Raw genomic sequence first — 26257 nt, forward strand, 5'->3', positions numbered from 1 at the left:
ATCGGCTACATGGCGGACGATAAATTGAAACGGCGGTTGACGACAGTGCTGTGCGCGGATGTGCACGGCTATTCCCGCCTCATGGGAGCCGACGAAGCCGGTACGCTGGAGACGCTGCGCCGCTACCGCACGGCCATTGCAGGATTGGTGGAGCGCCATGACGGGCGCATCGTCAATACTTGGGGCGATGCCGTGATCGCCGAGTTCGCCAGTGTCGTCGAGGCCGTGCGGTGTGCCGTCGAAATTCAGCAGGAAATCAGTCAGAAGCCCACGCCATCCAACGGACACCAGATGCAGTTTCGCATCGGGATCAATCTGGGAGATGTGATGGTGGATGGTTCCGATATCTTCGGCGATGGGGTCAATATCGCGGCGCGCCTGCAAGAACTGGCCGAGCCCGGCGGCATCGTGGTCTCGGCCCCCGTCTACGACCAGGTGCACAACAAACTGACTGTCGGCTTCGACTGTCTTGGCCAGCCACCGCTGAAGAATGTTGCCCCCGTGACCAGCTATCGTGTCACGATCGGCGGCCGTTCCGGCCAGCGACCCGACCTCCCGGTTGACGACGGCGCCCTCCATGCGCGCGCGTTTGCGGCCTCGAGCGCTCCACCTCCTTTTCGCGACGGCGATGCGCGATCCACGTCGATCACCTCGATCGCGGATCACTTCGCGAGCCTGCCTCGTCCCCTCGCAATGGCCCTCACGGTCTCCGGCTTTCTGCTTCTGATCAATGTTTTCACCGGTCTGCACAGAGTCTGGTTTCATTGGCCGGCCGCAGCATTGCTGTTCGCCGGCATCATGCGGACGGTGCTCCAGAGCAGGCCTCCTTCGGACAAGATTGAGCGACGTCGGACGCGCCGGGACTAAGCGGCTGGTGGTTGCGAGCGCTCTATTCGGCCCGGAATCAGATCGAAGCCCGGCATCGCGAAGGTGCGCTTTAACGGCTGCGGGCTGACGGTCCGGAAAACGCCGATATCCTGCTACGATCTCACAGGCCGTCACTCCTACGCCTGCTCGGGGCTTCGCGAACACACAGATGGAGACAGCTTGAGAATGTCGCATGGCGGCTTGGCTCCGCGCGACCGGGCATTACGCCCGCACCGACTGCTCCTCGACCGACCTGATCGCCACGGCCGCAACCTGGGCCAGAGCCTCACGGTCGCCGCCGGAGGAGGCCATCACGCTCATGCCCGTGATCACGGCCGAGACGTAACGCGCGAGCGCGGCCGGATCCGCGGCCGGGGCCAGATCGCCTTCGCGCTTGGCGCGCTCGAAACGGTGCCGGAGCTGCTCCTCGGTCTGCGCACGGCGGGCCGCGAGCTCGAACGGCACGTTGGCGGAGCCGGAGCCGCAGGCGAGACCGCCCTGCACCAGCAGGCAGCCGGGCGGATTGGAGGGATCGGTCTGTTTCTCGGCGACGCCCATCAGCATCCGCGCGGTGACCTCGCGGGCGGTCGGCGCGCTCAGCACCTCGTCCATCCAGGCCTCCCGTCGCGCCGTGTAGCGGTCGAGCGCAGCCTTGAGCAGGGCTTCCTTGCTGCCGAACGCGGCATAGAGGCTGGGCGGGTTGATGCCCATGGCGTCGGTGAGCTGGGCGATGGTCGCGCCCTCATAGCCATGGCGCCAGAACACCTCCATCGCCTGGTCCAGCGCGGTGTCGCGATCGAAAGTCCGGGGCCGTCCGATGCCCATGTGCAAAACTCCTGTTCCCGTCTCCGCCCCGTCTGATTCTTATCTAGTTGTTATTGAACGCGATTTCTTTGATCTGGCGCAGTCGCCGAAAGTCGGGCTACTATTTTCGTAGTGTCCGTTACATAAGTCTCTTGCGAACGGGTTGCCAGCGCCACATTTGTAGCGAGCACTACAAATCTGGAGCGCGCCAATGCCTTCGCCCGAAATTCGTTCTTCCGGCCGCCTTAGGCGGTGGCTGGGCACCGTCGCCGCCGCCGGCCTGGTGATTGCCGCCGGATCCTACGCCGGCTCCCAATATTTCCACTTCAGTCCCGCGCCGAATGCGGCCCGCGCGGCGGCCCCCGAACAGGCCGTCCCCGTGACGGTTGTCGTCGTCGAGCCGCGCCAGGCGAGCCTGTGGGACGAGTTCTCCGGCCGGCTCGAGGCGGTCGAGCGGGTCGAGATCCGGCCGCGGGTGGCCGGCGCCATTCTCGGCACCAATTTCACCGAGGGCTCGCTGGTCAAGGCCGGCGACGTCCTGTTCAAGATCGACCCCGCGCCCTACGCCGCCGAGGTCGACCGGGCCCAGGCGCAGCTCGAGGCTGCGCGGGCCCGCGCATCCTTCGCCGCCAATGAGCTGGAGCGCGGCGCGCAGCTGGTCGGCAACTCCATCGTCACCAAGCGCGACTACGACCAGCGCGACAACGGCAATCGCGAGGCGATTGCCAACGTCAAGGCCGCGGAAGCGGCGTTGCAGGCCGCAAAACTCAATCTCGACTACACGCAGGTGCGCGCGCCGGTCGACGGCCGGGTCGGCCGGATCGAGGTCACGGTCGGCAACCTCGTCGCCGCCGGGTCGGCCTCGCCGGTGCTGACCTCGCTGGTGTCCGTCAACCCGATCTATGCGAGCTTCGACGCCACCGAAGAGCTGGTGTTGCGCGCATTGTCGGCGATTGCCGACGGCTCCGGCAAACGCGGCAATCTCGACCGCATCCCGGTCGAGATGACGACCTCGGGCGGCATCACGGCATCCGGCCATATCCAGTTGATCGACAATCAGGTCAACGGGCAGAGCGGCACGATCCGCGTCCGCGCCGTGTTCAAGAACGAGGACGGCCGGCTGATCCCCGGCCAGTTCGCGCGCGTGCGCATGGGCCAGCCGCAGCAGCAATCGCTGGTGCTGCTCGACGAGCGCGCCATCGGCACCGACCAGGACAAGAAATTCGTGATGGTGGTCGGCGACGACGAGCGCGCTGTCTATCGCACGGTCAGCCTCGGCGGCAGCGTCGATGGCCTGCGCATCATCTCCGCCGGCCTCAAGCCCGGCGAGCGCGTGGTCGTCAACGGCCTTCAGCGGGTGCGGCCGGGCGCGTTGCTGAAGACGCAGGTGGCAGCGATGGGCGCAAGAGATGGGGCCGACAACAAGCAGCTGGCGCAGCGCTGAGCGTCATCGAGGCCCGTCTGCCAACGCCAACCACAACTGTCGTCCCCGCGAAAGCGGGGACCCATAACCACCGGCCGTGCTTGTCGACCAAGAAAGATGACCCGCAGTCTTATTCAACAACTGGCCTTCCGCGGTATGGGTCCCGGCGTTCGCCGGGACGACGCCGAGGGTGAGGCGACAGCGAGATCCTATTTGGCGCCGCTCAGCGTCTTTGAACAAGCCTACCGACAACTAACAACGTCAGCCACGCGCTGAAGTCTCCCGACCACGGGGCCTCCCATGAACCTCTCCAAATTCTTCATCGATCGGCCGATCTTCGCAGGCGTGCTGTCGACGCTGATCTTTCTCGGCGGCTTGATCGCGCTGTTCTCCATGCCGATCTCCGAATATCCCGACGTCGTGCCGCCCTCGGTGGTGGTGCGCGCGACCTATCCCGGCGCCAATCCGAAGGTGATCGCCGAGACGGTGGCGACGCCGATCGAGGAGCAGATCAACGGCGTCGAGAACATGCTCTATATGAGCAGCCAGGCGACCACCGACGGCGCGATGACGCTCACGGTCACCTTCAAGCTCGGCACCGATCCGGACAAGGCCACCCAACTGGTGCAGAACCGCGTGCAGCAGGCCGAGCCGCGGCTGCCCGCCGTGGTGCGCCAGCTCGGTGTCATCACCAAGAAGAGCTCGCCCGACCTCACCATGGTCGTGCATCTGATTTCGCCGAACGGCCGCTACGATACGACGTACCTGCGCAACTACGCGGTGCTCAACGTCAAGGACCGGCTGGCACGCATCGATGGCGTGGGCGACGTGCAGCTGTTCGGCGCCGGCGACTACTCGATGCGGGTCTGGGTCGATCCGCAGAAGGCGGCCGAGCACGGCCTCTCCGCTTCTGACATCGTCAAGGCGATCCAGGCGCAAAACGTCGAGGCCGCCGCCGGCGTGGTCGGCGCATCGCCGAGCGTCAAGGGGCTCGATTTGCAGCTCTCGGTCAATGCCGAGGGCCGGCTCTCCAACGAGGACCAGTTCGCCGACATCGTGGTCAAGACCGGCACGCATGGCGAGGTCACGCGGCTGCGCGACGTCGCCCGCATCGAGCTCGGCGCCTCCGAGTACGGCCTGCGCTCGCTGCTCGACAACAAGCAGGCCGTGGCGATCCCGATCTTCCAGGCGCCCGGCTCCAACGCGCTGCAGATCTCGGACAACGTCCGCGCCACCATGGCCGAGATCAAGAAGACGATGCCGGAAGGCGTCGAGTACCACATCGTCTATGACCCGACGCAGTTCGTGCGCTCCTCGATCGAGGCCGTCGTGCACACACTTTTCGAGGCCATCGTGCTGGTCGTGATCGTCGTGATCCTGTTCCTGCAGACCTGGCGCGCCTCGATCATCCCGCTGCTGGCTGTCCCCGTCTCGATCGTCGGCACGTTCGCGGTGATGCATCTGTTCGGCTTCTCGATCAACGCGCTCAGCCTGTTCGGCCTGGTGCTCGCGATCGGCATCGTCGTCGACGACGCCATCGTCGTGGTCGAGAACGTCGAGCGCAACATCGAGAGCGGCCTGTCGCCGCGTGACGCCACCTATCAGGCGATGCGCGAGGTGTCGGGACCGATCATCGCGATCGCTCTGGTGCTGGTCGCGGTGTTCGTGCCGCTCGCCTTCATCTCCGGCCTGACCGGGCAGTTCTACAAGCAGTTCGCGCTGACGATCGCGATCTCCACCGTAATCTCCGCGGTCAACTCGCTGACCTTGTCGCCGGCGCTGTCGGCGCTGCTGCTCAAGGGGCACCACGAGCCGAAGGATCGCCTCACCCGCATCCTCGACACAAGCCTCGGCTGGTTCTTCCGCGGCTTCAACCGCGCCTTCGTCCGTGCGTCCAATAACTACAGCGGCAGCCTGTCGAAGGTGATCACCGGCAAGGCCGCCGTCATGGTGCTCTACGTGCTGCTGGTCGGCGCCACCGCCGTGCTGTTCAAGCAGGTGCCGGGCGGCTTCGTGCCGGGCCAGGACAAGCAGTACCTGGTCGGCTTCGCGCGGCTGCCGGACGGCGCCACGCTGGACCGCTCCGAGGAGGTGATCCGCAAGATGAGCGACATCGCGCTGACGCAGCCCGGCGTCGAGAGCTCGGTCGCCTTCCCCGGACTGTCGATCTCCGGCTTCACCAACTCCTCCAATGCCGGCATCGTGTTCTCGACCCTGAAGCCGTTCGACGAGCGCAAGGATCCGTCCTTGTCGGGCGGCGCGCTGGCGATGGAGCTCAACAAGAAGTACGCCGGCATCCAGGACGCCTTCATCGCGATGTTCCCGCCACCGCCGGTCAACGGCCTCGGCACCATCGGCGGCTTCAAGCTGCAGATCGAGGACCGCGCCGGCCTCGGCTACGAGGCGCTCAACGACGTCACCAAGGCGTTCATGGCGGGCCTGCAGAAGTCGCCCGAGATCGCCGGCGTATTCTCCAGCTTCCAGGTCAACGTGCCGCAACTCTTCGCCGACATCGACCGCACCAAGGCGTTGCAGCTCGGCGTGCCCGTGACGGAGGTGTTCAACACCCTGCAGATCTACCTCGGCTCCTACTACGTGAACGACTTCAACAAGTTCGGCCGCACCTATTCGGTGCGCGTGCAGGCCGACGCACCGTTCCGCGCCCGAGCCGACGATATCCGCCAGCTCAAGGTACGCTCCGCCTCCGGCGACATGGTGCCGCTGTCGGCGCTGCTGAACGTGCGGCAGAGCGCCGGGCCCGAGCGCGCCATCCGCTACAACGGCTTCTTGTCATCGGACATCAACGCGGCAGCGGCGCCCGGCTTCTCCTCGGGCCAGGCGCAGGCGGCGGCCGAGCGGATCGCGGCCGAGGTGCTGCCGCCGGGCTTTGCCTTCGAATGGACCGACCTGACCTATCAGGAGTTCATCGCCGGCAACTCCGGACTCTGGGTATTTCCGCTGGCTATCCTGCTGGTGTTCCTGGTGCTGGCCGCGCTGTACGAGAGCCTGACCTTGCCGCTCGCGATCCTGATGATCGTTCCGATGGCGCTGCTGGCGGCGATGTTCGGCGTCTACCTCTCGAAGGGCGACAACAACATCTTCACCCAGATCGGCCTGATCGTGCTCGTCGGCCTCTCGGCCAAGAACGCGATCCTGATCGTCGAATTCGCGCGCGAGCTCGAATTCGCCGGGCGCACGCCCCTGCGCGCCGCGATCGAGGCGAGCCGTCTGCGGTTGCGGCCGATCCTGATGACGTCGATGGCGTTCATCATGGGCGTGCTGCCGCTGGTGCTGTCGACCGGAGCAGGTTCCGAGATGCGGCGCGCGATGGGCGTGGCGGTGTTCTCCGGCATGATCGGCGTCACCGTGTTCGGCCTGTTCCTGACGCCGGTGTTCTACGTGCTGCTGCGGACGCTGACCGGCATGAAGCCGCTCACCCAGCATGGCGGCCACGGCACGGTGGCGGCTCAACCCGCGGAGTAAACAAGAATGTGAACGCGCGTGATGTCGAGGGCCCGGAAACGCGATCGTCTCTTGATTCGTAGAGACAAATGGCAGTCGGCGTCCCCCATCACGCTCCCCAGATGATCCGTTTCGCGATCAATTCTACAGGACTGTGAAACGGATCACAGACCAGCGCAGCGGGATGGAGGACGCCAACTCCAGCACGTTGCGCCGACCCGGCGGCCTGTCCCGCACCAGGCCGCCGGGTCATTTGACCACAAGGAGTTGCAACATGGATTTTTTGAATCAAATGGTGGCAGCCCGGCTGATGAAGACGGCCGAGGGTTTTCAGCGCATCGGAGCACATGGAGGATTTCGCCGTCTCGCCGGCCCGGTCAGCGCTACAGCCAGCTCACGCCCCGCGGTGGGCCTGGTCGTCGACAATGCGGCAGCAGGTGATCCGTCGCTATCGCAGAGCTGCCCGGAGCGCGATGGCTGCGGCGCCGGCCTGTAGCGGCGCGCCTTGGCGCCGCATCAATGGCCAGCACGCGCGCCTTTGAACGAAGCCGCGGCAAAACACGAAGTAACGACATCTATGGCGAAGACCGGCTTTGGCGCGTGATGGCTGCTGCGCCGGAACAGCTCATGGGCGCTTGCATCCTGCGCGATCGAGCATGTCCCTGACGATCAAAGGCGTTGCCGGCGTTTCCGCCGCGTCCTGCGCTGCGGCAGCGGAGCTCAGCGCCTGCCCGACAGTCGCCGCGCTCAAGTTCAACGAGGTGCGGCAGGTCGCGCGCCCCATGCTGGCGACTGCGCCAGCGGCCTCGCCGACTCCGGCAAGGTAGGCGGTGAGAACCTGCTGGGCCGTCCGGTCGGTCGGCGCCTTCTCCAGCATCTGAACCACCTGCGCGACCGATATAAGGCCGCGAGAGGTGGATGGCGCGGCGCTGGATGGAGAAGTCGTCATAACAGCGGACGCGAAGGCGACAGTGACGGCCAGTCTGGCCCGGCAATGAGACATGAGGTGGCTCCTGAGCTAATACCCCATCTGTCGAACGAAAATAAATTATTGTCAAACGATAATTTTTGATCGTATCGTGATCCTCTCGGCGCACTGCCGAGACACCAATCAACCGTGGGGGCCATTCGACCATGACGCAAACAGCAGAGATGTCCGGCACGAGTGCCGCGCGCTCCGGACGCAGCAATCGCATTCGCCGGCTCAGCCAACTGATGGCGGCAAGCTGTCTCGTCACATCCGGGCTGCTCGCCGCGGCAATGGCGCTCTATTGGGCCTTGACGCCCGCGCCCACGCTGTTCAACCACGCCGGCATCCCGAATGCGCCGGTGACCGAGATCGACTGGTCCACGCGGGCCCTCGCGTTCGGCATCGCCATGGTGCCGCTGGGGACGCTGATCTGGGGCCTGCTGAGCGGACGTCGTTGCTTCGACGCCTTCGCCGCCGGCCGCATCTTCTCGCGCGACTCGATCCAACAGCTGAAGACGTTTGCGATCGCTGTCGCGGCATCAGCCCTGTTGAAACCACTCGCCGGCGCGGCTCTGTCCGTCGTCCTGAGTTTCCGTCAACCGGCGGGAGCGAAGACCCTCGCGCTGAGCGTCGGATCGGATACGCTCATAGCGCTGATTTTCGCAGGGACGGTTGCGGTCATCGCCTGGGTGATGACGGAGGCGCTGGAGATCGCCGACGAAAACAAGCAATTCGTCTGAAGGACAGGACATGCCGATCCGAGTGCGGCTGGGCGTGATGCTCGCGGAACGCAATGTGAAGTCCAAAGACCTGGCCGAATATGTCGGGATCACCGAGGCCAACCTGTCCCTGCTCAAACAAGGCAAGGTGAAGGGTGTGCGCTTCGAGACCCTCGAGCGGATCTGCCGGTTTCTCGGCTGCCAGCCCGGAGACCTGCTGAGATATGAGGAAGCGCCGTCGACGGAGACGGACATCGGATGAAACCACAACCGCGATCAAGATCCTGCGCTGCGGTGAAGCGGACGGGCCGCCGCACGGCACCCTCCCGCGCGGATCCGGCACCATTAGCGCTTCGCCGCAACGCCACTGATGCAGCGCATGAACGCCAAAATAGCATCACGTGACGATCAAAACTCGCGCTTGCCAGGGCTTGGTCCAGCCGATAGCTTTTTTGAACCTTTCAAGCGCGACGGATCATCGAGCATGCTTTTTCTGCGGACCAACTCCACGACGGCAACAGTGTCGAACGCGACGGATCGGCCTGTCAGACGCGCAGCCGCAACCGTCTCGAAGACGGTGCTGGTGACCGCAGCCGCGATGCTAGGTCTCCTCGTTTCCGCGCAGGCGCGTGATCTCACCGTCGTGTCCTGGGGCGGCAACTACCAGGACGCGCAGCGCAAGATCTACTTCCAGCCCTTCGCCGCCAAGCTCGGCGCCACCGTGCTCGACGAGAGCTGGGACGGCGGCTATGGCGTGCTGCAGGCCAAGGTGAAGGCCGGGGTGCCGAACTGGGATGCGGTGCAGGTCGAGGCCGAGGAGCTCGAGCTCGGCTGCAGCGACGGCATCTACGAGAAGATCGACTGGAGCAAGATCGGCGACAAGAAAGGCTTCATCCCTGCCGGCGTCAGCGATTGCGGCGTCGGCGCCATCGTGTGGTCGACCGGAATGGCGTTCGACGGCGATAAGATCAAGGACGGGCCGAAGACCTGGGCGGACTTCTGGGACACGGCAAAGTTTCCGGGCAAGCGCGGCCTGCGCAAGGGCGCCAAATACACGCTCGAGTTCGCGCTGATGGCCGACGGCGTGCCGGCGACCGACGTCTACAAGGTGTTGAAGACCAAAGAGGGCGTCGAGCGCGCCTTCAAGAAGCTCGACGCGCTCAAGGCCGACATCGTGTGGTGGGAGGCCGGCGCGCAGCCGCTGCAGCTGTTGTCGTCCGGCCAGGTAGCGATGACCTCGGTCTATAACGGCCGCATCACCGCCATCAACCGCACCGAGGGCAAGCATTTCGGCTTCGTGTTTCCGGGCAGCATCTATGCGGTCGACAGCTGGGTCGTGCTCAAGAGCTCGCCCAACAAGGATGCCGCGATGAACTTCATCGCCTTTGCGAGCCAGGCCGAGAACCAGGCCAAGCTGCCGGAATACATCGCCTACGGCCTGCCGAACATCGCCGCTGCCAAGCTGGTGCCGGAGAAATACGCCGCGGAGCTGCCGACGACCCCCGAAAACCTGAAGCAGGCGATCGCGCTGGACGTCGGCTTCTGGACGGACAATTCGGAAGAGCTGTCGAAGCGCTTCAACGCCTGGCTGGCGCGCTGAGGCCCGCCGCTTCCGCACACCGGGCGCGCGATCGTCGCGACGCGCGCCTGCCCGCCTCGTATGAGTCCCGGCGAGGTCCGCGCCGAAAGCCTTCGTCATGGATACCCCCTTCATCTCGTTCCGGCAGGTGGTCAAGCGCTTCGCCGCGCTGACCGTGGTCGACGATCTCGACCTCGATATCGCCCGCGGCGAGTTCGTCGCCCTGCTCGGCCCCTCCGGCTCCGGCAAGACCACGCTGTTGATGATGCTGGCCGGCTTCGAGCAGCCGACCAGCGGCACGATCGCGGTCAATGGCGTCAGGGTCGACGGGCTCCCGCCGCACAAGCGCAACATGGGCGTGGTGTTCCAGAACTACGCGCTGTTCCCGCACATGAGCGTGCGCGACAACATCGCGTTTCCCCTGAAGATGCGCGGCACGCCCAAGCCCGAGATCGCCACGCGGGTCGCGCGCGTGCTCGACATGGTGAAGCTGTCGGCCATGGCGGAGCGCAAGCCGGCGCAGCTCTCCGGCGGCCAGCAGCAACGCGTGGCGCTGGCCCGCGCGCTGGTGTTCGAGCCGCAGGTGGTGCTGATGGACGAGCCGCTCGGCGCGCTCGACAAGAAGCTGCGCGAGCAGATGCAACTCGACATCCGCGACCTGCACCGCCGGCTCGGCCTCACCATCGTATTCGTCACCCACGACCAGGACGAGGCGCTGACGATGTCCGACCGCATCGCCGTGTTCAACCACGGCAGGATCGAGCAGATCGGCACGCCGCGCGAGATCTACGAGCTGCCGCGGACGCCGTTCGTCGCCGAGTTCATCGGCGAGACCAACCTGCTGTCGTGCAAGGTGGCTGAGCAGGCCGGCGAGGCGATGCGGCTGACGACGGACTCGGGCCTTACGCTTTCGGCGCATGCCGGCGCTGATCGCGTCGATGGCGGCAAGGTGCAGGTCTCGATCCGACCCGAGGCGATCCGGATCAACGATCATGCGGCCGCAACCGCAAACCGCCTGACCGCGCGCATCATGGACGCGGTGTATTTCGGCGATCACATGCGTCTGGTCGCCACGGTCGGCGCGCAGCGGCTGATCATCAAGGGCGACCGTGCCGGCCAGGCCGCGGAGGTCGGCAGCGAGGTCGCGCTATCGTTCGCGGCGTCGGATGTCTGGGTGGTGGGATCATGCGACCAGACCTCCGCCAACGGTTGACGGCATCTCTGCTGCTCGCGCCGCTGCTGGCGTTCATGCTGTCGTTCTTCGTCGTGCCGCTGGTGACGATGATGAAGTCGGCGGTATCCGATCCGGTCGCGACCGAGTCCCTGCCCCGCACCCACACGGCGCTGGCGCGCTGGGACCGCACCAGCTTGCCTCCTGCAGCGGCGCAGGCCGCGTTCGTCGACGACATCCGCAGGCTGACCAATGACGAGCAGTTCGGCGATCTCGTGCGCCGCCTCAACAGCGCGCAGTCCGGCTTCCGCAGCCTGCTCGGCAAGACCCGCCGCGCGCTCGGCGGCGACGGCGCGGCCGACCTCGCCGCGATCGATTCGCGCTGGAGCGAGACATCCTATTGGATGACCATCGCCGACGCTGTCGCCTCGCCCTGGACCGACAAGAACCTGCTCGCCGCGGTCGACCTCGAGCGCGACGCCGCCGGCGATATCGCCGCGATGCCGGAGGGCAGCTCGGCCAACCGCCTGATCATGATCCGGACCTTCGTGACCTCGGCGCTGGTGACGCTGGCCTGCATCCTGATCGGCCTGCCCTACGCGATGGTCGCCGCATCCGTGGAAGGCTGGCGCCGGCAGGCGCTGCTCGGCGCCGTGCTGCTGCCGCTGTGGACGTCGCTCCTGGTGCGCACCGCGGCCTGGTACGTCGTGCTGCAGGACAACGGCCTGATCAACGCGACCCTGAGGGGGCTCGGCCTGACCTCCGGTCCGGTCCCGCTGATGTTCAACCGGCTCGGCGTCGTCATCGCCATGACGCATGTGCTGCTGCCGTTCATGGTGCTGCCGATCTTCAGCGTGCTGATCGCGATCCCGCGCAACCTGATGCCGGCGGCGGCATCGCTCGGCGCGCATCCGCTGCGCGCCTTCCTCCACGTGCTGCTGCCGCTGTCGATGCGCGGCGTCGTCTCCGGCGCGCTGCTCGTGTTCATGGCCGCGCTGGGCTACTACATCACCCCCGCGCTGATCGGCGGCGCCAACGACCAGATGATCTCCTCGGTGATCGCCTATTACGCCACTGGCGCGGCGAACTGGGGCATGGCCGGCGCGCTCGGCCTCGTCCTGCTGGCGATGACCATCCTGCTCTATGCCGTCTACATCCGGCTGACCTCGGCCGAGGAGCAGCACGCATGAAGCTCCTGCCGGTCGTCAAGCTGCTGTTCGCGATCGCCGTCGTCGTGTTCCTGCTCGGGCCGCTGATCGCGGTGCTGCCGCTGTCGCTGACCGACAGCGTGTTCCTGAACTATCCCATTCCCGGCTATTCGACGCGCTGGTTTCGCGAGCTGGTCACCGCCGAATCCTGGCGGCTGTCGATCGTCAACAGCCTGCTGATCGGCTCGGGGACCACAGCCCTCGCAACGCTGCTCGGCACGCTGGCCGCGCTCGGCCTGCGCGGCAAACGCGCCTCGCTGCTGGTCTCGACGCTGCGCACGGTGTTCTTGCTGCCGATGGTGGTGCCGGCGGTCGTGCTCGGGGTCGGCATGCAGCTGATGTTTTCGCGCTACGGGCTCACCAACACCTATCTCGGCGTCATCATCGCGCACACCGTCGTCGCCGTGCCGTTCGTGCTCGTCAACGTCTCCTCGGCCTTGCAGGGCGTCGATCTCCAGCTCGAGCGCGCCGCCGCGAGCCTCGGCGCCTCGCCCGCCGTGGTGCTGCGTACGGTGACGTTTCCGATTGCGCTGCCCGGTATCATCTCCGGCGCCCTGTTCGCTTTCGCGACGTCGCTCGACGAGGTCGTGCTGACCTTGTTCGTCGCCGGCCCCAACCAGCGCACCCTGGCGCGGCAAATGTTCGCCACCATCCGCGAGAACATCAGCCCGGCGATCGTGTCCGCCGCGGCCGTGTTCATCGTCGGCACCATCGTGCTGTCACTCGCGATGCTGGTAATCCGTCGGCGGATGGCGTGACGTTCCGTAGGGCGGATTAGCGCAGCGTAATCCGCCGCCTCGCGCACGAATGGCCGTCCATATTGCAGCAGCCGAAGCGGAAGAAGGCGGATTACGCTGCGCTAATCCGCCCTACTCGATGAGCTATCCCGCCTTCACATATTTCCGCCAATCATGTTCTTCCTTGAACCCGAGCACTTCGCGCGCTTTCCTGTTCGACAGCGGCGCCTCGCGCTCGCCGAGGTCGCGGGTGATCGGAGTCTTCGGGCAATAGCGCTGCAGCAATTCGCGCGTCGGCATATTGGCCGTCACCGTGTCATTCACGGCGTTGAAGACCTGGAAGCCGAGACCATCCTTCTGGATCGCCAGATGCACGATCTCGCCGAGGTCGCGCGCGTCGATATAGGACCAGGCGTTGCGCTTGCGCGACGGCGGGTCGGCGAGGAAACGCGGGAACATGTCGTATTCGTGCGGCTCGATGACATTGCCGATGCGGAGTGCGTAGATGTCGATGCCGTAGCGCATGGCGAAGGCTCGCGCGGTCTTTTCGTTCACGACCTTGGACAGGCCGTAGGAGTCCATCGGGTCGGTGTCGTAGTCCTCCTCGAGCGGAAAGCTCCTGAAATCCTTGTCGCCCTCGGCGAAGCAGACTCCATAGGTTGTCTCGCTGGAGGCGATGATGATCTTGCGTACGCCGAGCTTCGCCGCAGCCTCGATGACGTTGTAGGTGCTGACAGTGTTGACGCGAAAGGTCTCATTGTCGGGCTCGATCAGCACGCGCGGGATCGCGGCGAAATGCACCACCGCATCCGGCGCCCGTGGCGGCCGGCCGGCGTTGAAGCCGCCGAAGCCGTAATGCGTGGTCAGCGCGTTGAAGGCCTGGCCGCTGTCCGTCAGATCCGCGATCAGGGTGTTGATCCCGGGGTGATCGAACGGCTTGAGATCGACGTTGAGGAGCTCGTAGCCCTTGCCCTGCAGATGTGGCAGCACATGCCGGCCCGCCTTGCCTGTTCCGCCGGTGAACACCACGCGTTTGCTTGTCATCGTTCTGTCCTCATGAATGCGCCGGTTCTAGCAGCTTCGGTCGCAGCCGCTCCATAGGAACTTCCAACCCGATTCCCTGTGGTCTGACGGGCCGCCGGGCGGCGCTGGCCGACGAACACAGCGGTCGAAGAATGATCAATTTAAAATTGAAAATCGATAACGCACAATTTCAGAACGATGATTGCAATCCGAAACTTGCCGGTCCGCTGATGGGCCGACGCTCGAGCAACTCGTCCGCATGCGATCAGCAACGATGCTGGCGGCAACCGCGAGCGAGAATCTTTCTCATTATCAGTAGCCAAGTTCCCGAACGCGTGATAGGTATCTAATGGCAGTCAAGTAGATGCATCTGGCGGCTGGCCCGCCCTGGAAGGACGCCGTCATGCGATCGTCGTCTTGTGTCGTCGCGCCGTCATTTGTTGCTGTGTTGGCGACGATGCTGTTCTGCAGCCCGGCGGTCGCGCAGCCCACCAAAAGCTCCACGCTTCCCGATATCACGGTCGATGCACCCAAGCAGGCTGTACGGCCCTATCGGCCGCAGCACGCAGCCGGCGCGGTGACGTCGCGCCGGGCACGGCCAGTCGCTCAGGCCGCATCCCAGGCCACGCAATCGCCGCCGGCTGCGCCAGGCTCTGTGGAAGCCAGGTTCGCCAGGCTGGAGAGAGCTGCCACTGGTTGCAACGGCGGCTGCGAGACAAGCTTCAAGTCCGGCAACGCGCCTTGGGTCGGATGCAGCCTGTCGGGCCAGGAATTCTCACATTTCGATACGACCTGCAGCGACACGCTCAGATACAAGCACTATGCGGACTGTGCGGAGACCAAGGCGTTCCTAGGCTGGGATCGCAATAAGGTCTGGCTGCATTGCAGCAGCCTCTTGGCCGGCGGCAAGTTTCAGGTCGCCGAGCTGAAGCGAGCGCGGCGCGCCCGTTAGTCCGCCTCAGCTGAGCTGAAGTTGAAGCACATTTGTCGGCCTGCGCGTGCTCCGGTCGACACCTCGTGAGCCGACGTCTTTCTCACGCGTCCTGCGATGTTCATCTGGTCTCAGCGCGTGACCGTATCTCACGCACATTGACTGCGTCAGCCGCGAGCTGGTGCGCGGCTTCCAGCCCCCGCGATCGCCCGCACGACACGTGCGATACGTTCGTCGCGCGCGGCGGGCCTGATACGTCCTGACCGTTCGAGCGCGGCGAGGCCATGAAGGGCCGCCCAGAACGTCTCGGTGACGACCGCGGCATCCTTGCAGAAGGGCGCGATGACCGCGGCCAGCGCATCGAAAGCAGCCCGCAGCTCCGGCCTCGTCTCCGCCACCGCGAACCGCAGATCGGTCGGCAGGACGAACATGGCATCGTAGAGCGCAGGACGGCCGAGCGCGAAGCCGAGATAGGCCGCAGCGACATTCTTGAGCGCAGAGCCGCGAGCGCTCGCTTGCCTCGCCGCGTCTTCGAGGGCGGCCGTGATCTCCTTGAAGCCCTCGAGGGCAACCGCGGACACGATCGCATCCCTGTTCTCGAAATGCGAATAGAGCACGGGCTGGCTGTATTCGATCTCGTCGGCCAGGCGCCGGATCGTCACCGCGCCCCATCCCTCGCGCTCCGCGATCGCGCGCGCGGCCGCGACGATGTGCTGCTCGCGCTCGGCGCGCGCCCTGCCCTTTCGCTCTGCGATGCCCAGATTCTCGCCCTCCGCCGGACAGCACTCACCATACCACCGCTTGACGATCTAGCAACGCTAGATTATTGTCCTAGCGTTGCTAGGTTATCGACGGCCGTTAGAACGGAGGGTCGCATGCACTGGTTTTCGCTTGGGCTTGCCTTGCTGCTGGCGGTCGCGATCATCGCGATTGGGGTGCAATACGTTGCTCGCCCGTTCACTGCGATGCGCAGTTTCGGGCTGCCACTGCCCGAGACCGGCGCCAACGTCGCGTGGTGGCTGCGGCTCAAGGGCGTGAGGGACATCGTCTCGGGCCTGGCGGTCCTTGCATTGATGATGTGGGGTAGTTCCGGCGCGGTTGGCCTCGTCCTGCTGGTCGAAGCCGTCATTCCAGTTGGCGACATGCTGGTCATCCTTGCCGCGAACGGCTCGAAGACGAGCGCCTTCGGCATGCACGGCGTCACGGCCGCGATCATGGTCCTGGCGGCCCTGCCCCTGGTCACCGGAGTGTCTTGAGATGGCGCACGCTGTTTCGATCTGGCTGCTGGTCGCCGCCTTCTTCGGCGCCGGCGTCTTCAACGCGGTCGGTACGGCCGACACACGGCGCGATTTCGCCCGTTGGGGCTACCCCGCCTGGTGGGGCAGACTGACCGGCGGGCTGGAGATCGTCGCCGCCATTCTGATTGCGCTTCCCCAGGCTCGCATCGTCGGCCTGGCGCTTGGATCGGCGATCATCGCCGCGGCAGCGGTGACCGTTCTGCGCCATCGCGATGTCCGGCACCTGCCGCCGATCGGCGGATTCGTCGTCCTGCTCGGGCTTGCCGCTGCCGCGCCCTGAAGGATCGCGCGGCGTTCGGAGAGCCGGATTCTCGCGCCTGCTGTCGGTCAGCGCCTGTCCTGCGATGAACCTTCTGCCTCCCGTCTTGACCTACCTCAGGGCGGGAGGAGATTGAGGTCGCAAATGACGGCTCTGACCAAGGTATTTTATAAGGCATTTTCTGAAACATCCGAGGGTCGCAAACACGCGTTGCTCAAACACCTCTTGCTGCTCGGTGCCGCCATATTGCTGGTGGCAGCGATGGCGCTGACCTACGGAACAGATCTGAGCCCCGGCTTTTTCTGAGCGGCTTTTTCTTCCTCTGCTTCGGCGAACAGCGGTTGCCGTCGACGGCATGTCCTTATGATCGGCATCCGCATGTCTGCCTCGGGCATGAGCGGAAAACCGGGCTTATCGCGCCTCGACCAGCGCCGCGAGTTTCGCGAGTGCCATCCGCCAGCCAGTCTCGTTGTCGGTCGGCGATACCGCGCGTGGCAGTCCAGCGTGGGTGGCGTGAAGTTCGGTCCCGCCATCCGCGTCGGCGAGCGTGATGGTGATCGTCATCTCGCCGCGCAGCGCGGGATCCGTGGTCTCGAACTCGTCCACTTCGACAACCTGCTCATTCGGGACGAGCTTCACAAAGCGACCGCGATATGTGTCCGTTTGCGCGGTCGTCTTGCCCGCCCCGGTCGGCACGTCATAGGTGAGCGAAATCCGCAACGAGCCGCCTTCACGGGCGTCGAACGCATGCACCTCGCAGGTCATTCCGTCCGGCACTTTCCATTTTGCAATTGCGCGTGGATCGAGCAGCGCTCGATAGACCGCCGACCGAGGCGCGGCGATGTAGCGCCGTATCGAAAGGGTCTCGTCCATGTTCATTCCCTGCTGACCTTGCGCATCGTCTCGAACCGTCATCCGATAGGACCGATGGTGTACCGGCGGCAGGCTTTTGGATAGGCTCGTTGCCGATGATGCGGCCTGCCGCTTGACGCGACCGACGAACAGCACCCGGGAGTCCATACGATGATCACCCTGGGACGACATCGGCCGCTGATCCAGACTCCCTTGGACGAAGCGACTGCCCTGGTCGCGATCTTAGACATCGCGGCCGACGCGATCGCCCAATTCGATCCCGATCATTCTGGCCGGCCCACCCCATCGACGACGAGACTGCCGACGGCGATCCCAGCTTCTACAAGGGCGCCGCCGGGTGTGATCTGGGCCCCCGACTGCCTGCATCTTCGGTTGTTTGTTCTGGCTGGCGAGATAGCAGAAGGGCAGATCCAAGCCGGCATGTTCGTCACCGTGCCGCTGGACTCTTCGCTGTCTTGGTGATGAAGGCGCCGTCGATCTGAGAAACCTTCGCACACGTGACGAGCTTCGGCTGGCGGACCAGGTTCTATCTATTCTCCGGGCACGAACTTCAAACGACGCATCGGCAAAAGCGAGGAGCGCACGCGACCCGACGGGCAAATCACTGCTGCGAGACTCGCGTACGCCCAGCACATCCGCCCATCACCCGGAGCCCACGCTCCAAGAAAACGCCTCCGTCAGAAAAATTCATTCGCCTGCGGGTTCAAACACATCTCTCTATCCAGCCCTCCCGGCCTGAAGATTTTTGTTTCTTTTTTCCAGAAATCATGATCTTCTCTCTCCATCCCGTCTCACAAGAGGGGCGCTTCGCGGTCGTCACGAACGTCGAGGCGGGATGCGGTGGGCGTGTCGATGTCGCAGCGTGGTTCTCCACGCCGACGAACGGCGGCGATGCGCACGGTCAAGTCGCGTGGTCCTGACACCCCGACGCTGGTGTCACGCTTGCGTTGGCGCTCACGCGCGGCGCGGGCAACGGTGGCCAGAAAGCCCGGCGCACCGGGGAGATCGCGAAGCAGCCGTCAAAACCATCGTGCGGGGAATGCCGGGTGATCTCGGCTGAACCTGTGGTGACTGCCGCCTGCTTTTTTTCTGCAGGCGGGCCATGGGTGCGGCCAGCGCCCGGCATTCCCCGTGCCCTCTTCCAAGAGAGGGACATCGATCAGCAAAGCTCGGACGCGAGAATGCGCCGCGAGGCAGCGAAGCCATGTCGCAGCGCCCTCATCACAATCTAACCGCCGTCATTGCGAGCGAAGCGAAGAAATCCAGAGTCGCGCGCGCGACTCTAGATTGCTTCGTCGCTACGCTCCTCGCAATGACGGAGAACTTGACCGAAGAGACTCGTCATGGATGGCCGGTTCAAGCCGGCTTGCCGCCGTCACGACGACGCGGCGGCGGCGGAGCCCGCGGTTGCGTCGCCCCGCGATCGTCACGCGCGCCTCGCGTTCACAAGGGAGGATATTCAACGATCGGAAAACCAGACCGAGCTGGGTCACCGGCCGGACCGGCCGATGGTGGGCACGACAGGGATCGAACCTGTGACCCCTACCATGTCAAGGTAGTGCTCTCCCGCTGAGCTACGTGCCCTAAACCCAAAAGGTCTCGTCGGGTGGGGGTCCCTATATCGGCTCCCACGCAGGCAGGCAAGGACGCAAACAGGCGAAAATGGGAATAATCCTGAACTTCGCGACGCCGGCCCCGGCGGCTCAGGCCGCCAGCATCTTGTTGACCTCGCTGACGAGCTCGCGCAGGTGCACCGGCTTGGACAGCACCTTGGCATTCTTGGGCGCCTCCGAATCGGAGTTCAAGGCGACCGCGGCGAAGCCGGTGATGAACATGATCTTGATGTCCGGGTCGAGCTCGGAGGCGCGGCGCGCCAGCTCGATTCCGTCCATCTCCGGCATCACAATGTCGGTCAAGAGCATCTCGAACGGCTCCTCGCGCAGCCGCTGGTAGGCCGACATGCCGTTGTCGTGGGGCGAAACCTGGAACCCGGCATTTTCCAATGCCTTGACCAGGAAGCGGCGCATGTCGTTGTCGTCTTCGGCGAGCAGGATTTTGTGCATGGCGAGGGGTTGTCTGGTCCGGGTGAGAGGCGGAGCGTTGCCGCCACTAAGCCTGACGGGCGGTAAATTTCGGGTGAAAGATTGTGCCTTTTGATCCGACATCGGCAAGGCATTTTGAGGGCCGAAGGTGCGGTCTTCGACCGGAGCAGCACGCCAGCTCAGAGTTGTTCCAAACGCGGGATGAACTTTTTCATTGCTTTTCGCTTGGCAGACCGGCTCGGATTATCGAAGATGCGCGTTGGCGAGAGCAGTGCCTGCGTTGTCCAGAGCGAATCGGCCGGAGGATACCGGCGCATCAACAGACGTGACATCGACGCACGTGACCAAGGGGACGGCGCCCAGAGATGACGGACTTTGATGGCGAATTGCCGCCGTTCGAGATCATGGAGCCGACCGAATGGCGCGCGCCCATCATCTTCAATTCCCCTCACTCCGGATCGGCCTACCCCGACGATTTCCTGAGGGCCTCGCGAATCGATCTGCCGGCGTTGCGGCGGTCCGAGGATTCGTTCATGGACGAATTGATCGCCGATCTCCTGTCGCGCGGCTTTCCGGTCGTTCGCGTGCATTTCCCCCGCTGCTATGTCGACGTCAATCGCGAGCCCTATGAGCTCGATCCGCGAATGTTCACCGGGCGGCTGCCGAGCTTTGCCAACACCCGCTCGATGCGGGTGGCCGGCGGCCTCGGCACGATCCCGCGCGTGGTCGGCGACGGCCAGGAGATCTACCGCGACCGGCTGAGCGCCGACGAGGCGCTGCACCGGATCGAGACGCTGTACAAGCCGTATCACCGCGCGCTGCGCCGGCTGATCAACCGCGTGCACCAGCAGTTCGGCACCGTGGTGCTGGTCGACTGTCATTCGATGCCGTCGGTCGGCGTCTCGCGCGACGAGCCGCGCCGGCCCGACATGGTGATCGGCGACCGCTACGGCACGAGCTGCGCGTCGCTGCTGCCGGATCTGGTCGAGGACGTGCTCGGCCGGCTCGGTTATTCGGTCGGCCGCAACAAGCCCTATGCCGGCGGCTTCATCACCGAGCATTACGGCAATCCTGCCACGGGCTTGCATGCGATCCAGATCGAGCTCAACCGCGCGATCTACATGGATGAGCGCCGCAGGGAGCGCGGACCTCGCTTCGCCCAGGTCGCTTCCGATCTCGCCGTGCTCGCGGAGGTGCTGGCGACGGTGCCGCTCGGCGACCTCGGGCCTTTCCAGGCGGCGGCCGAATAGAGGGCAGCGCCCTCGGTCCGAGGGATTCCGGCCGGTGGCGCCGGCGCAAAAAAAAGGGCCGCTTGAATGACAAGCGGCCCAAGTCTAGGGAGGAAACGCCCAAGGAGGGCAGCGATAACGCGAAGCGCTACCGCACCGCAACAATATGCAATCGCGCTGCACAAAGCGCAAGGGTTTTTCCGCCTTTCTCCATGCAAAAAAACATAGGCCGGGTTGCGTTCAGCGCGAAACAGCTTTGCTTTTCATCATAAAAGTCAATGACTTGATTGGAGATTCCAAACGATCGGAGAGGGACGCCGGTTTCGCTTTCACTTTCACATCAGGGGCTCCGACGGCTCAATCGCGCCCCGTCAGCGCGGCCGGACACCAAACGGTATCCATGATGCCACGCCGGTGTTCCATATCCGGATGCACCCCGGACCGCTTTGAGCTAGGCATAGCGGCTCATTGCCACCCGATTCCCTCACCCAAGGACGCGCTGTGACGGTCATCGATTTCTCCGCCTTCATCGGTCGTCTGGCGACCGCGTCTGGCGAAACCATCCTGCCGTTCTTCCGGACCTCGCTGCTGGTCGACAACAAGAGCAGCCGGCAGGATTTCGACCCGGTGACCGAGGCCGACCGCGCCGCCGAGGCGGTGATGCGCCGCCTGATCAAGGCGAACTTTCCTCAGCACGGCATCGTCGGCGAGGAATTCGGCAACGAGCGCGAGGACGCCGACTACGTCTGGGTGCTCGATCCGATCGACGGCACCAAGTCCTTCATTGCCGGTTTTCCGACCTGGGGCACGCTGATCGCGCTGCTGCACAAGGGCGCGCCGGTGTTCGGCATGATGCACCAGCCCTTCATCGGCGAGCGCTTCGCCGGCGACAACGGCTCCGCCAACTACAAGAACGGCGGCGGCGAGCGCCGGCTCTCGGTGCGGCGCTGCGAGCGTCTCGGGGATGCGGTGTGCTATACGACGAGCCCGCTGCTGATGAACGAGGCCGATCGCGCAACCTTCAGCCGGGTCGAGGCCGAGACGCGGCTGTCGCGCTATGGCGGCGACTGCTACTCCTATTGCATGCTGGCCGCGGGCCATCTCGATCTCGTCATCGAGACCGAGCTCAAGCCCTACGACATCGCGGCGCTGATCCCGATCATCAACGGCGCCGGCGGCATCGTCACCAACTGGGAAGGCGGCCCGGCGCAGAACGGCGGCCGGATCGTCGCCGCCGGCGACAAGCGCGTCCACGAAGCGGCGCTGAAACGGCTGGCCGCGGACTGATCCCGCCTCCACCGGCCTGGCTCCGCCTCGTGCAGAACGGACATCCGGCCTGTCGTCGGGCGCTTCACGCGGCGGCCCGGCGCAAATGCTCGACGAGCAGTTTCGCGGGACGCGGCAGCGCCTTGAAGCTGCGGGCGCAGATCACCAGCCGCCGATCGGCCCAGGCGTCGCGCAGCGCGACGAGGCTGATCGGCATCGACCGCGCGCAACGTCGCGCCGCCGCTTCGGGCACCACGGCAATGCCGATCCCGGCCGCCACCATCTGGCAGATCGCGTCGAAATCGCGCAGCCTGGCCCGCACGTGCTGCCGGATGCCGAGCCGCGCGGCGTGCCGGCCGATATGGACGTTGAGCGCCGTCCCCTGCGTGAGGCCGATGAAATCCTCCCCCGCGGTCTCGCTGAAGTCGATCTGTCGGCGGGCCGCGAACGGGCTGCGCCGTCCGGCCACCAGGATCAGCCGGTCCTCGCCGAAGGCGAAGCGCTCGATCGTCTCGGGCAGCGCGTGCTCCGCCGCAAAGCCGAGATCCGCCCGGCCGGACGCGATCGCCTCGGCGATCTCGGTGCTCTCGCGCTCCTCGACATCGACGTTGATGTCGGGATGCTCGCGCAGAAAGGCCGCCAGCGCCTTCGGCAGATGCTCGGCGAGGCCGACCGTATTGGCGAGCAGCTGCACGTTGGCGCGACGGCCGGATGCGAAGCCCGAGAGCTCACCCTGCATGGCCTCGACATTGGCCATGATGATGCGGGCGTGATCGAGCAGGCTCTCGCCCGCCGCGGTGAGATCCACGCCACGCCGGCCGCGCTTGAACAGCTCGACGCCGAACGCGTCCTCCAGACCCTTGATCCGCGCGCTCGCCGAGGCCAGCGCCAGATGCGCCCGGTCGGCGCCCCCGGTGATGCTGCGGGCCTCGGCCACGGCAATGAACAGCCTGAGATCGACCAGATCGAAACGCATGGTCATCCTGCCTCAGTCCTGGACGAAGGCTTGCTCCGTAACCTCCACATTGTGCCGCCGGCGCAGTCTGGTCAATGTGACAACCATGATCGACCCCATCCTCATCTTCATCGCCTTCGCGCTCACCTTGGCCGGCTTCGTCAAGGGCGCGCTCGGCCTCGGCCTGCCGACCATCTCCGTCGGACTGCTCGCGGTCGCCATGCCGCCGGGCCGCGCGCTCGCCATCGTCATCGTGCCGGCCGTGATCACCAACATCTGGCAGACCTTCGCCGGACCTTACCTGCGCGATATCGCCAGGCGCCTGTGGCCGCTGATGCTGGGCACCGCGATCGGCATCTGCCTCAACGCCGGCGCGCTCAGCCATGCCTCGACCCGCTGGGGCAACGTCGCGCTCGGCGTCTTGCTGATGCTCTATGCCCTGCTCGGCCTCACCAAGCTCGCCTTCAAGGTCGCTCCGCCGCACGAGAAATGGGTCGGCGGCATCGTCGGGCTCGTCACCGGGCTGATCTCGGCCGCCACCGGCGTGCAGGTCGTACCCTCGGTACCGTACATGCAGGCGATCGGGCTCGAGAAGGACGAGTTGGTCCAGGCCCTCGGCGTGTTCTTCACGGTCGCCACGGTCACGCTGGCCTTCAACTTGACGAGCTCCGGCCTGCTCAGCACGGCCACCGCCCTGCCCGGCGCGGTCGCGATGGCCGGCGCCTTTCTCGGCATGTATGCCGGCCAGGCGGCGCGATCCCGACTGCCGGCCGAGGCGTTCCGCCGTGTGTTCCTGATCGCCATGATCCTGCTCGGCCTGTATCTCGCCGGCACGGCGGTCATCGAGCTGCTCTGGTAAAGTCAGCGCGCCTCGAGCATCGCGATCCGGACCCCGAGATAGATCAGCAGCCCGCCGATCGCGCGGTTGAGCCAGAGCAGCGCGGCGGACGAGCCGCGCACGCGGCGCGCAGCACGGGCCGCGACGACGGCGACGCCGAGGCACCAGATCGTGCTGTTGACGATGAAGATCGTGCCGAGCAGCAGGAAGGCGATCGCCTTGTGCGGCGCCTCGGCTGCGACGAATTGCGGCAGGAAGGCGAGGAAGAACATCGCGACCTTCGGATTGAGGATGTTGGTGAGCGCGCCCTGCCAGAACGCCTGGTGCAGCGTCACCACCGGCATCGACGTCGCATCACTCGTCCTGGCGGCGTCCGGCCGCCGCGCCAGAAGCTGCGTGATGCCGAGATAGACCAGATAAGCCGCACCGGCCCATTTCACCGCAGCGAAGGCCGTGGCAGAGGCTGTGAGCAGCGCCGACAACCCGATCGCGCTTCCGAACACGTGGACCAGGCAGCCCGTGCTGATGCCGAAGGCGGCAGCGGCCCCGCCGCGCCAGCCCATCTGCGCGCTGCGGCCGACGATGTAGGCGGTGTCGGGACCCGGCGTGATGTTGAGCAGCAGCCCGGAGACGAGAAACAAAGGCAGATCGTGAATGCCGAGCATGATTGAGCATTTCCTAACAATACTGGTCTAACCATATCTAACCATACTTGGCCTCGGCATTGCCGTCTCGCCCCGCAGAGGCCGGCGCGGGGACGCATGGCGAGGTGCCGCGATGGGTTCCGGAAAAGCGTTGGATTCGGCCGCCTCGGCCGTGGTATGCGCGAGGCGGGAGCACGATGTGATGGAAAGACGCCTCGCCGCCATCCTTTGCGCCGACGTCGCCGGCTATTCGCGCATGATGGGTATCGACGAGGACGGCACGCACGCCGCCTTCAAGGCTCATCGCGGCGCCATCCATCCGATCATCCTCAACCACGCCGGCCGCATCGTCAAACACACCGGCGACGGCTTTCTGCTGGAATTCGCCACCGCCGCCAGCGCCATCCAGTTCGGGATCGAGATGCAGTCCCTGATGGCGGAGCGCAACGCCGATCTGCCGTCCGACCGCAACATGCGCTTCCGGCTGGGAATCCATCAGGGTGAGTTCACGGTCGATGACGGCGAGGCCTTCGGCGACGGCATCAATGTCGCCGTCAATCTGGAATCGATCGCCGTCCCGGGCGGTGTTGCCGTCTCGGCCAAGGCTTATGAGGAGGCCGGCCCGCAACTGCCCATCAAGCTGACCAGCGCCGGAAGCTTTCAGTTCAAGAACCTTCAGGAGCCGGTGCAGGCGTGGACATGGGAGCCGGGTAGCGCGGCGATCCGGAGCGGGACGAGCGTCACCGGCCTGCCGCCGCAATATCGCTCCGCGATCGTCGGCGTGCTGCCGTTCGTCAACCTCTCCGACGGCGCCGACGCGTATCTCGCCGACGGGCTCGCGGACGACCTGATCCATGCGCTGTCGCTGCAATCGTTCTTTCGCGTCCTGAGCCGCACCTCGACGTTTCGCTTCAGGGACCGCGGCCTCAATCCCCGCCTGATCGCACGCGAGATCGATGCGACCTACCTGATTCAGGGAACGGTGCGGCGCTCTCGTCACAAGCTCCGCGTGACGGCGGAGCTGATCGCGCCCGAGACCGGCGCTCAATTGTGGACCGGTCGCTACGACGGCGACGTCGGTGATCTCTTCGCGATGCAGGACGAGATCACCACCAGCCTATGCGCGGCGCTGATGCCTGAGATCTATCGTGTTGAAGCCTCGATTCCGGTCCGTGCGCCGGCGACCGACCCGACCGCCTGGGACCGCTTCCTGCGCGGTCTGTCGCACTACTACCGACCGACCAAGGCCGACTACGAGATCTCCATCTCGCTGTTTCGGCAGGCGATTGCGCTCGATCCCACTCTCGGGCTCGCCCACGCTTATCTTGCGACCATTCTGATGCAGGGTATCAATTTCGGCTGGATCAAGGGCTCGCGCGAGCTCTGGGACGAGGCGAAAAATCTGGCGCTGGACAGCGTGCGGCTCGACGGGCGCTCGTCGTTCGCCTATGCGATCCTTGCCTTCGTGCAGGCCATGCAGGGCGACCATGAGGACGGCATGAAGGCGGCGCGCAAGGCGACCGAGCTCAATGCCTACGACATGGGCGCGCGCGGAGTGCTCGGGCTTTGCCATATGGTCAACGGCGAGCACCAGCAGGCGATCGATCTGTTCTCGATCGCGGCCCAGCGCGGCAACAGCGATCCGCGCTACCAATGGCCGGCGCTGAACGCCTACAGCCACTACCTGCTCGGCCGCTACGAGGCCGCGTTGTCCTGGGCCCGCGAGGAGCTGTTTCTCTACCCGAACCATCTGCAGGCGCTGACGATCCGCGCGGCGACCCTGGCGCAGCTTGGCGCGACCGATCAGGCGGGCGACGCCGTCGACGTGCTGCGCGCGCAATATCCCTGGCTGACGCTCGACCGCCACATCAAGAACATCCGATGGAAACGCCGGGAGGATATCGATCACTACCGCGACGGACTGATCAGGGCCGGGCTGGTTTGAGCCAATCGGGCCGC

At 65.3% G+C, this 26257-nt stretch carries 26 protein-coding genes and 1 tRNA gene; 18 read left to right on the plus strand and 9 right to left on the minus strand.

Features of this window, described 5'->3' with window-relative positions; genetic code table 11:
* Positions 1 to 9 precede the first annotated feature (9 nt).
* Positions 10 to 867, plus strand: a complete 858-nt coding sequence (locus ACQR10_RS12765; RefSeq protein WP_316217226.1) for an adenylate/guanylate cyclase domain-containing protein — start codon at positions 10 to 12, stop codon at positions 865 to 867.
* 222 nt (positions 868 to 1089) lie between these two features.
* Here ACQR10_RS12765 and ACQR10_RS12770 read toward each other — a convergent pair whose 3' ends face one another.
* Positions 1090 to 1692, minus strand: coding sequence for a TetR/AcrR family transcriptional regulator (locus ACQR10_RS12770; RefSeq protein ID WP_315801856.1), 603 nt, complete (start codon positions 1690 to 1692; stop codon positions 1090 to 1092).
* A 190-nt stretch (positions 1693 to 1882) separates the two neighbouring features.
* On the opposite strand from ACQR10_RS12770, the gene ACQR10_RS12775 reads away from it, so the two are divergent.
* Positions 1883 to 3115 (plus strand): efflux RND transporter periplasmic adaptor subunit, encoded by a 1233-nt coding sequence (locus ACQR10_RS12775; RefSeq protein WP_316217167.1) that lies wholly within the window; start codon positions 1883 to 1885, stop codon positions 3113 to 3115.
* A gap of 279 nt (positions 3116 to 3394) precedes the next feature.
* Positions 3395 to 6577, plus strand: coding sequence for an efflux RND transporter permease subunit (locus ACQR10_RS12780; RefSeq protein WP_316217168.1), 3183 nt, complete (start codon positions 3395 to 3397; stop codon positions 6575 to 6577).
* A 604-nt stretch (positions 6578 to 7181) separates the two neighbouring features.
* Here the strand turns inward: ACQR10_RS12780 and ACQR10_RS12785 are convergent.
* Positions 7182 to 7433: a hypothetical protein gene (locus ACQR10_RS12785; protein ID WP_316179560.1), complete on the minus strand. Its 252-nt coding sequence runs from the start codon at positions 7431 to 7433 to the stop codon at positions 7182 to 7184.
* A 383-nt stretch (positions 7434 to 7816) separates the two neighbouring features.
* Here ACQR10_RS12785 and ACQR10_RS12790 point away from each other — a divergent pair, with 383 nt between their 5' ends.
* The 6 genes from ACQR10_RS12790 to ACQR10_RS12815 all read left to right on the plus strand — a co-directional run bounded on the left by ACQR10_RS12790 (position 7817) and on the right by ACQR10_RS12815 (position 12961).
* Positions 7817 to 8266, plus strand: coding sequence for a DUF2975 domain-containing protein (locus ACQR10_RS12790; RefSeq protein ID WP_316217169.1), 450 nt, complete (start codon positions 7817 to 7819; stop codon positions 8264 to 8266).
* A gap of 10 nt (positions 8267 to 8276) precedes the next feature.
* Positions 8277 to 8507 (plus strand): helix-turn-helix domain-containing protein, encoded by a 231-nt coding sequence (locus tag ACQR10_RS12795; protein ID WP_315801851.1) that lies wholly within the window; start codon positions 8277 to 8279, stop codon positions 8505 to 8507.
* 336 nt (positions 8508 to 8843) lie between these two features.
* On the plus strand, positions 8844 to 9845 hold the full coding sequence (locus tag ACQR10_RS12800; RefSeq protein WP_316217227.1) for an ABC transporter substrate-binding protein: 1002 nt from the start codon (positions 8844 to 8846) through the stop codon (positions 9843 to 9845).
* 97 nt (positions 9846 to 9942) lie between these two features.
* The gene (locus tag ACQR10_RS12805; protein ID WP_315801850.1) at positions 9943 to 11037 is read left to right on the plus strand and encodes an ABC transporter ATP-binding protein; all 1095 of its coding nucleotides are present in this window, start codon (positions 9943 to 9945) and stop codon (positions 11035 to 11037) included.
* Positions 11038 to 11072: 35 nt separating this feature from the next.
* Positions 11073 to 12185, plus strand: a complete 1113-nt coding sequence (locus ACQR10_RS12810) for an ABC transporter permease (RefSeq protein ID WP_315802161.1) — start codon at positions 11073 to 11075, stop codon at positions 12183 to 12185.
* Entirely contained in the window at positions 12182 to 12961 is a 780-nt protein-coding gene (locus ACQR10_RS12815; RefSeq protein ID WP_315801849.1) for an ABC transporter permease, read from the plus strand. The genes ACQR10_RS12810 and ACQR10_RS12815 overlap by 4 nt, the downstream gene beginning before the upstream one ends.
* 123 nt (positions 12962 to 13084) lie before the next feature.
* Here the strand turns inward: ACQR10_RS12815 and ACQR10_RS12820 are convergent, their stop codons facing one another.
* Positions 13085 to 13984 carry an NAD-dependent epimerase/dehydratase family protein gene (locus tag ACQR10_RS12820; protein WP_315801848.1) on the minus strand — a complete coding sequence of 300 codons (900 nt, stop codon included), beginning with the start codon at positions 13982 to 13984 and terminating at the stop codon, positions 13085 to 13087.
* Positions 13985 to 14327: 343 nt separating this feature from the next.
* On the opposite strand from ACQR10_RS12820, the gene ACQR10_RS12825 reads away from it, so the two are divergent.
* Positions 14328 to 14915 (plus strand): hypothetical protein, encoded by a 588-nt coding sequence (locus tag ACQR10_RS12825; protein WP_434911968.1) that lies wholly within the window; start codon positions 14328 to 14330, stop codon positions 14913 to 14915.
* Positions 14916 to 15061: 146 nt separating this feature from the next.
* On the opposite strand, the gene ACQR10_RS12830 is transcribed toward ACQR10_RS12825, so the two are convergent.
* Complete coding sequence (locus ACQR10_RS12830) at positions 15062 to 15655, minus strand: TetR-like C-terminal domain-containing protein (RefSeq protein WP_315802160.1); 594 nt, start codon at positions 15653 to 15655, stop codon at positions 15062 to 15064.
* Positions 15656 to 15769: 114 nt separating this feature from the next.
* Between ACQR10_RS12830 and ACQR10_RS12835 the strand changes: the two genes are divergently transcribed.
* The 3 genes from ACQR10_RS12835 to ACQR10_RS12845 all read left to right on the plus strand — a co-directional run bounded on the left by ACQR10_RS12835 (position 15770) and on the right by ACQR10_RS12845 (position 16757).
* On the plus strand, positions 15770 to 16150 hold the full coding sequence (locus ACQR10_RS12835) for a DUF4267 domain-containing protein (RefSeq protein ID WP_315801846.1): 381 nt from the start codon (positions 15770 to 15772) through the stop codon (positions 16148 to 16150).
* A gap of 1 nt (position 16151) precedes the next feature.
* Positions 16152 to 16472: a DoxX family protein gene (locus ACQR10_RS12840; RefSeq protein ID WP_315801845.1), complete on the plus strand. Its 321-nt coding sequence runs from the start codon at positions 16152 to 16154 to the stop codon at positions 16470 to 16472.
* Positions 16473 to 16595: 123 nt separating this feature from the next.
* Complete coding sequence (locus tag ACQR10_RS12845) at positions 16596 to 16757, plus strand: hypothetical protein (protein ID WP_315801844.1); 162 nt, start codon at positions 16596 to 16598, stop codon at positions 16755 to 16757.
* Positions 16758 to 16862: 105 nt separating this feature from the next.
* Here ACQR10_RS12845 and ACQR10_RS12850 read toward each other — a convergent pair whose 3' ends face one another.
* The gene (locus ACQR10_RS12850) at positions 16863 to 17471 is read right to left on the minus strand and encodes an SRPBCC family protein (RefSeq protein ID WP_316179568.1); all 609 of its coding nucleotides are present in this window, start codon (positions 17469 to 17471) and stop codon (positions 16863 to 16865) included.
* Between the two features lie 3 nt (positions 17472 to 17474).
* On the opposite strand from ACQR10_RS12850, the gene ACQR10_RS12855 reads away from it, so the two are divergent.
* Positions 17475 to 17786 (plus strand): hypothetical protein, encoded by a 312-nt coding sequence (locus tag ACQR10_RS12855; protein ID WP_315801842.1) that lies wholly within the window; start codon positions 17475 to 17477, stop codon positions 17784 to 17786.
* 1047 nt (positions 17787 to 18833) lie between these two features.
* Here ACQR10_RS12855 and ACQR10_RS12860 read toward each other — a convergent pair.
* Together ACQR10_RS12860 and cpdR are read right to left on the minus strand one after the other, a co-directional pair.
* Positions 18834 to 18908: transfer RNA gene (locus tag ACQR10_RS12860), tRNA-Val, on the minus strand.
* A gap of 119 nt (positions 18909 to 19027) precedes the next feature.
* On the minus strand, positions 19028 to 19387 hold the full coding sequence (gene cpdR / locus ACQR10_RS12865; protein WP_006610087.1) for a cell cycle two-component system response regulator CpdR: 360 nt from the start codon (positions 19385 to 19387) through the stop codon (positions 19028 to 19030).
* 344 nt (positions 19388 to 19731) lie between these two features.
* On the opposite strand from cpdR, the gene ACQR10_RS12870 reads away from it, so the two are divergent.
* Together ACQR10_RS12870 and hisN are read left to right on the plus strand one after the other, a co-directional pair.
* Positions 19732 to 20616, plus strand: a complete 885-nt coding sequence (locus ACQR10_RS12870) for an N-formylglutamate amidohydrolase (protein ID WP_434911969.1) — start codon at positions 19732 to 19734, stop codon at positions 20614 to 20616.
* 480 nt (positions 20617 to 21096) lie between these two features.
* Positions 21097 to 21882 carry a histidinol-phosphatase gene (hisN, locus tag ACQR10_RS12875; RefSeq protein WP_315801831.1) on the plus strand — a complete coding sequence of 262 codons (786 nt, stop codon included), beginning with the start codon at positions 21097 to 21099 and terminating at the stop codon, positions 21880 to 21882.
* A gap of 64 nt (positions 21883 to 21946) precedes the next feature.
* Here the strand turns inward: hisN and ACQR10_RS12880 are convergent, their stop codons facing one another.
* Positions 21947 to 22837, minus strand: coding sequence for a LysR substrate-binding domain-containing protein (locus ACQR10_RS12880; RefSeq protein ID WP_315737053.1), 891 nt, complete (start codon positions 22835 to 22837; stop codon positions 21947 to 21949).
* Positions 22838 to 22922: 85 nt separating this feature from the next.
* Between ACQR10_RS12880 and ACQR10_RS12885 the strand changes: the two genes are divergently transcribed.
* Positions 22923 to 23675, plus strand: a complete 753-nt coding sequence (locus ACQR10_RS12885; protein ID WP_315801830.1) for a sulfite exporter TauE/SafE family protein — start codon at positions 22923 to 22925, stop codon at positions 23673 to 23675.
* 2 nt (positions 23676 to 23677) lie between these two features.
* On the opposite strand, the gene ACQR10_RS12890 is transcribed toward ACQR10_RS12885, so the two are convergent.
* Entirely contained in the window at positions 23678 to 24319 is a 642-nt protein-coding gene (locus tag ACQR10_RS12890) for a LysE family translocator (RefSeq protein ID WP_316217171.1), read from the minus strand.
* Positions 24320 to 24500: 181 nt separating this feature from the next.
* Here ACQR10_RS12890 and ACQR10_RS12895 point away from each other — a divergent pair, with 181 nt between their 5' ends.
* A complete protein-coding gene (locus tag ACQR10_RS12895) occupies positions 24501 to 26243 on the plus strand; it encodes an adenylate/guanylate cyclase domain-containing protein (protein WP_316217172.1) in 1743 nt (580 codons plus the stop codon).
* Positions 26244 to 26257 lie beyond the last annotated feature (14 nt).

Source organism: Bradyrhizobium sp. HKCCYLRH2060, from assembly GCF_051168135.1.
In the GTDB taxonomy this organism is placed as follows: Bacteria; Pseudomonadota; Alphaproteobacteria; order Rhizobiales; family Xanthobacteraceae; genus Bradyrhizobium.

What these genes read in the sequence shown, in the direction of transcription:
- ACQR10_RS12810 (WP_315802161.1), top strand. Translation starts at nt 11,073, where the DNA reads ATGCTGTCGTTCTTCGTCGTGCCGCTGGTGACGATGATGAAGTCGGCG.
- ACQR10_RS12895 (WP_316217172.1), top strand. Translation starts at nt 24,501, where the DNA reads ATGGAAAGACGCCTCGCCGCCATCCTTTGCGCCGACGTCGCCGGCTAT.
- ACQR10_RS12870 (WP_434911969.1), top strand. Translation starts at nt 19,732, where the DNA reads ATGACGGACTTTGATGGCGAATTGCCGCCGTTCGAGATCATGGAGCCG.
- ACQR10_RS12820 (WP_315801848.1), bottom strand. Translation starts at nt 13,984, where the DNA reads ATGACAAGCAAACGCGTGGTGTTCACCGGCGGAACAGGCAAGGCGGGC.
- ACQR10_RS12835 (WP_315801846.1), top strand. Translation starts at nt 15,770, where the DNA reads ATGCACTGGTTTTCGCTTGGGCTTGCCTTGCTGCTGGCGGTCGCGATC.
- ACQR10_RS12825 (WP_434911968.1), top strand. Translation starts at nt 14,328, where the DNA reads ATGCATCTGGCGGCTGGCCCGCCCTGGAAGGACGCCGTCATGCGATCG.
- ACQR10_RS12845 (WP_315801844.1), top strand. Translation starts at nt 16,596, where the DNA reads ATGACGGCTCTGACCAAGGTATTTTATAAGGCATTTTCTGAAACATCC.
- ACQR10_RS12790 (WP_316217169.1), top strand. Translation starts at nt 7,817, where the DNA reads ATGGCGCTCTATTGGGCCTTGACGCCCGCGCCCACGCTGTTCAACCAC.
- ACQR10_RS12890 (WP_316217171.1), bottom strand. Translation starts at nt 24,319, where the DNA reads ATGCTCGGCATTCACGATCTGCCTTTGTTTCTCGTCTCCGGGCTGCTG.
- cpdR (WP_006610087.1), bottom strand. Translation starts at nt 19,387, where the DNA reads ATGCACAAAATCCTGCTCGCCGAAGACGACAACGACATGCGCCGCTTC.
- ACQR10_RS12855 (WP_315801842.1), top strand. Translation starts at nt 17,475, where the DNA reads ATGATCACCCTGGGACGACATCGGCCGCTGATCCAGACTCCCTTGGAC.
- ACQR10_RS12805 (WP_315801850.1), top strand. Translation starts at nt 9,943, where the DNA reads ATGGATACCCCCTTCATCTCGTTCCGGCAGGTGGTCAAGCGCTTCGCC.
- ACQR10_RS12880 (WP_315737053.1), bottom strand. Translation starts at nt 22,837, where the DNA reads ATGCGTTTCGATCTGGTCGATCTCAGGCTGTTCATTGCCGTGGCCGAG.
- ACQR10_RS12840 (WP_315801845.1), top strand. Translation starts at nt 16,152, where the DNA reads ATGGCGCACGCTGTTTCGATCTGGCTGCTGGTCGCCGCCTTCTTCGGC.
- ACQR10_RS12775 (WP_316217167.1), top strand. Translation starts at nt 1,883, where the DNA reads ATGCCTTCGCCCGAAATTCGTTCTTCCGGCCGCCTTAGGCGGTGGCTG.
- ACQR10_RS12765 (WP_316217226.1), top strand. Translation starts at nt 10, where the DNA reads ATGGCGGACGATAAATTGAAACGGCGGTTGACGACAGTGCTGTGCGCG.
- ACQR10_RS12770 (WP_315801856.1), bottom strand. Translation starts at nt 1,692, where the DNA reads ATGGGCATCGGACGGCCCCGGACTTTCGATCGCGACACCGCGCTGGAC.
- ACQR10_RS12815 (WP_315801849.1), top strand. Translation starts at nt 12,182, where the DNA reads ATGAAGCTCCTGCCGGTCGTCAAGCTGCTGTTCGCGATCGCCGTCGTC.
- ACQR10_RS12795 (WP_315801851.1), top strand. Translation starts at nt 8,277, where the DNA reads ATGCCGATCCGAGTGCGGCTGGGCGTGATGCTCGCGGAACGCAATGTG.
- ACQR10_RS12785 (WP_316179560.1), bottom strand. Translation starts at nt 7,433, where the DNA reads ATGCTGGAGAAGGCGCCGACCGACCGGACGGCCCAGCAGGTTCTCACC.
- ACQR10_RS12850 (WP_316179568.1), bottom strand. Translation starts at nt 17,471, where the DNA reads ATGGACTCCCGGGTGCTGTTCGTCGGTCGCGTCAAGCGGCAGGCCGCA.
- ACQR10_RS12885 (WP_315801830.1), top strand. Translation starts at nt 22,923, where the DNA reads ATGATCGACCCCATCCTCATCTTCATCGCCTTCGCGCTCACCTTGGCC.
- ACQR10_RS12800 (WP_316217227.1), top strand. Translation starts at nt 8,844, where the DNA reads ATGCTAGGTCTCCTCGTTTCCGCGCAGGCGCGTGATCTCACCGTCGTG.
- ACQR10_RS12780 (WP_316217168.1), top strand. Translation starts at nt 3,395, where the DNA reads ATGAACCTCTCCAAATTCTTCATCGATCGGCCGATCTTCGCAGGCGTG.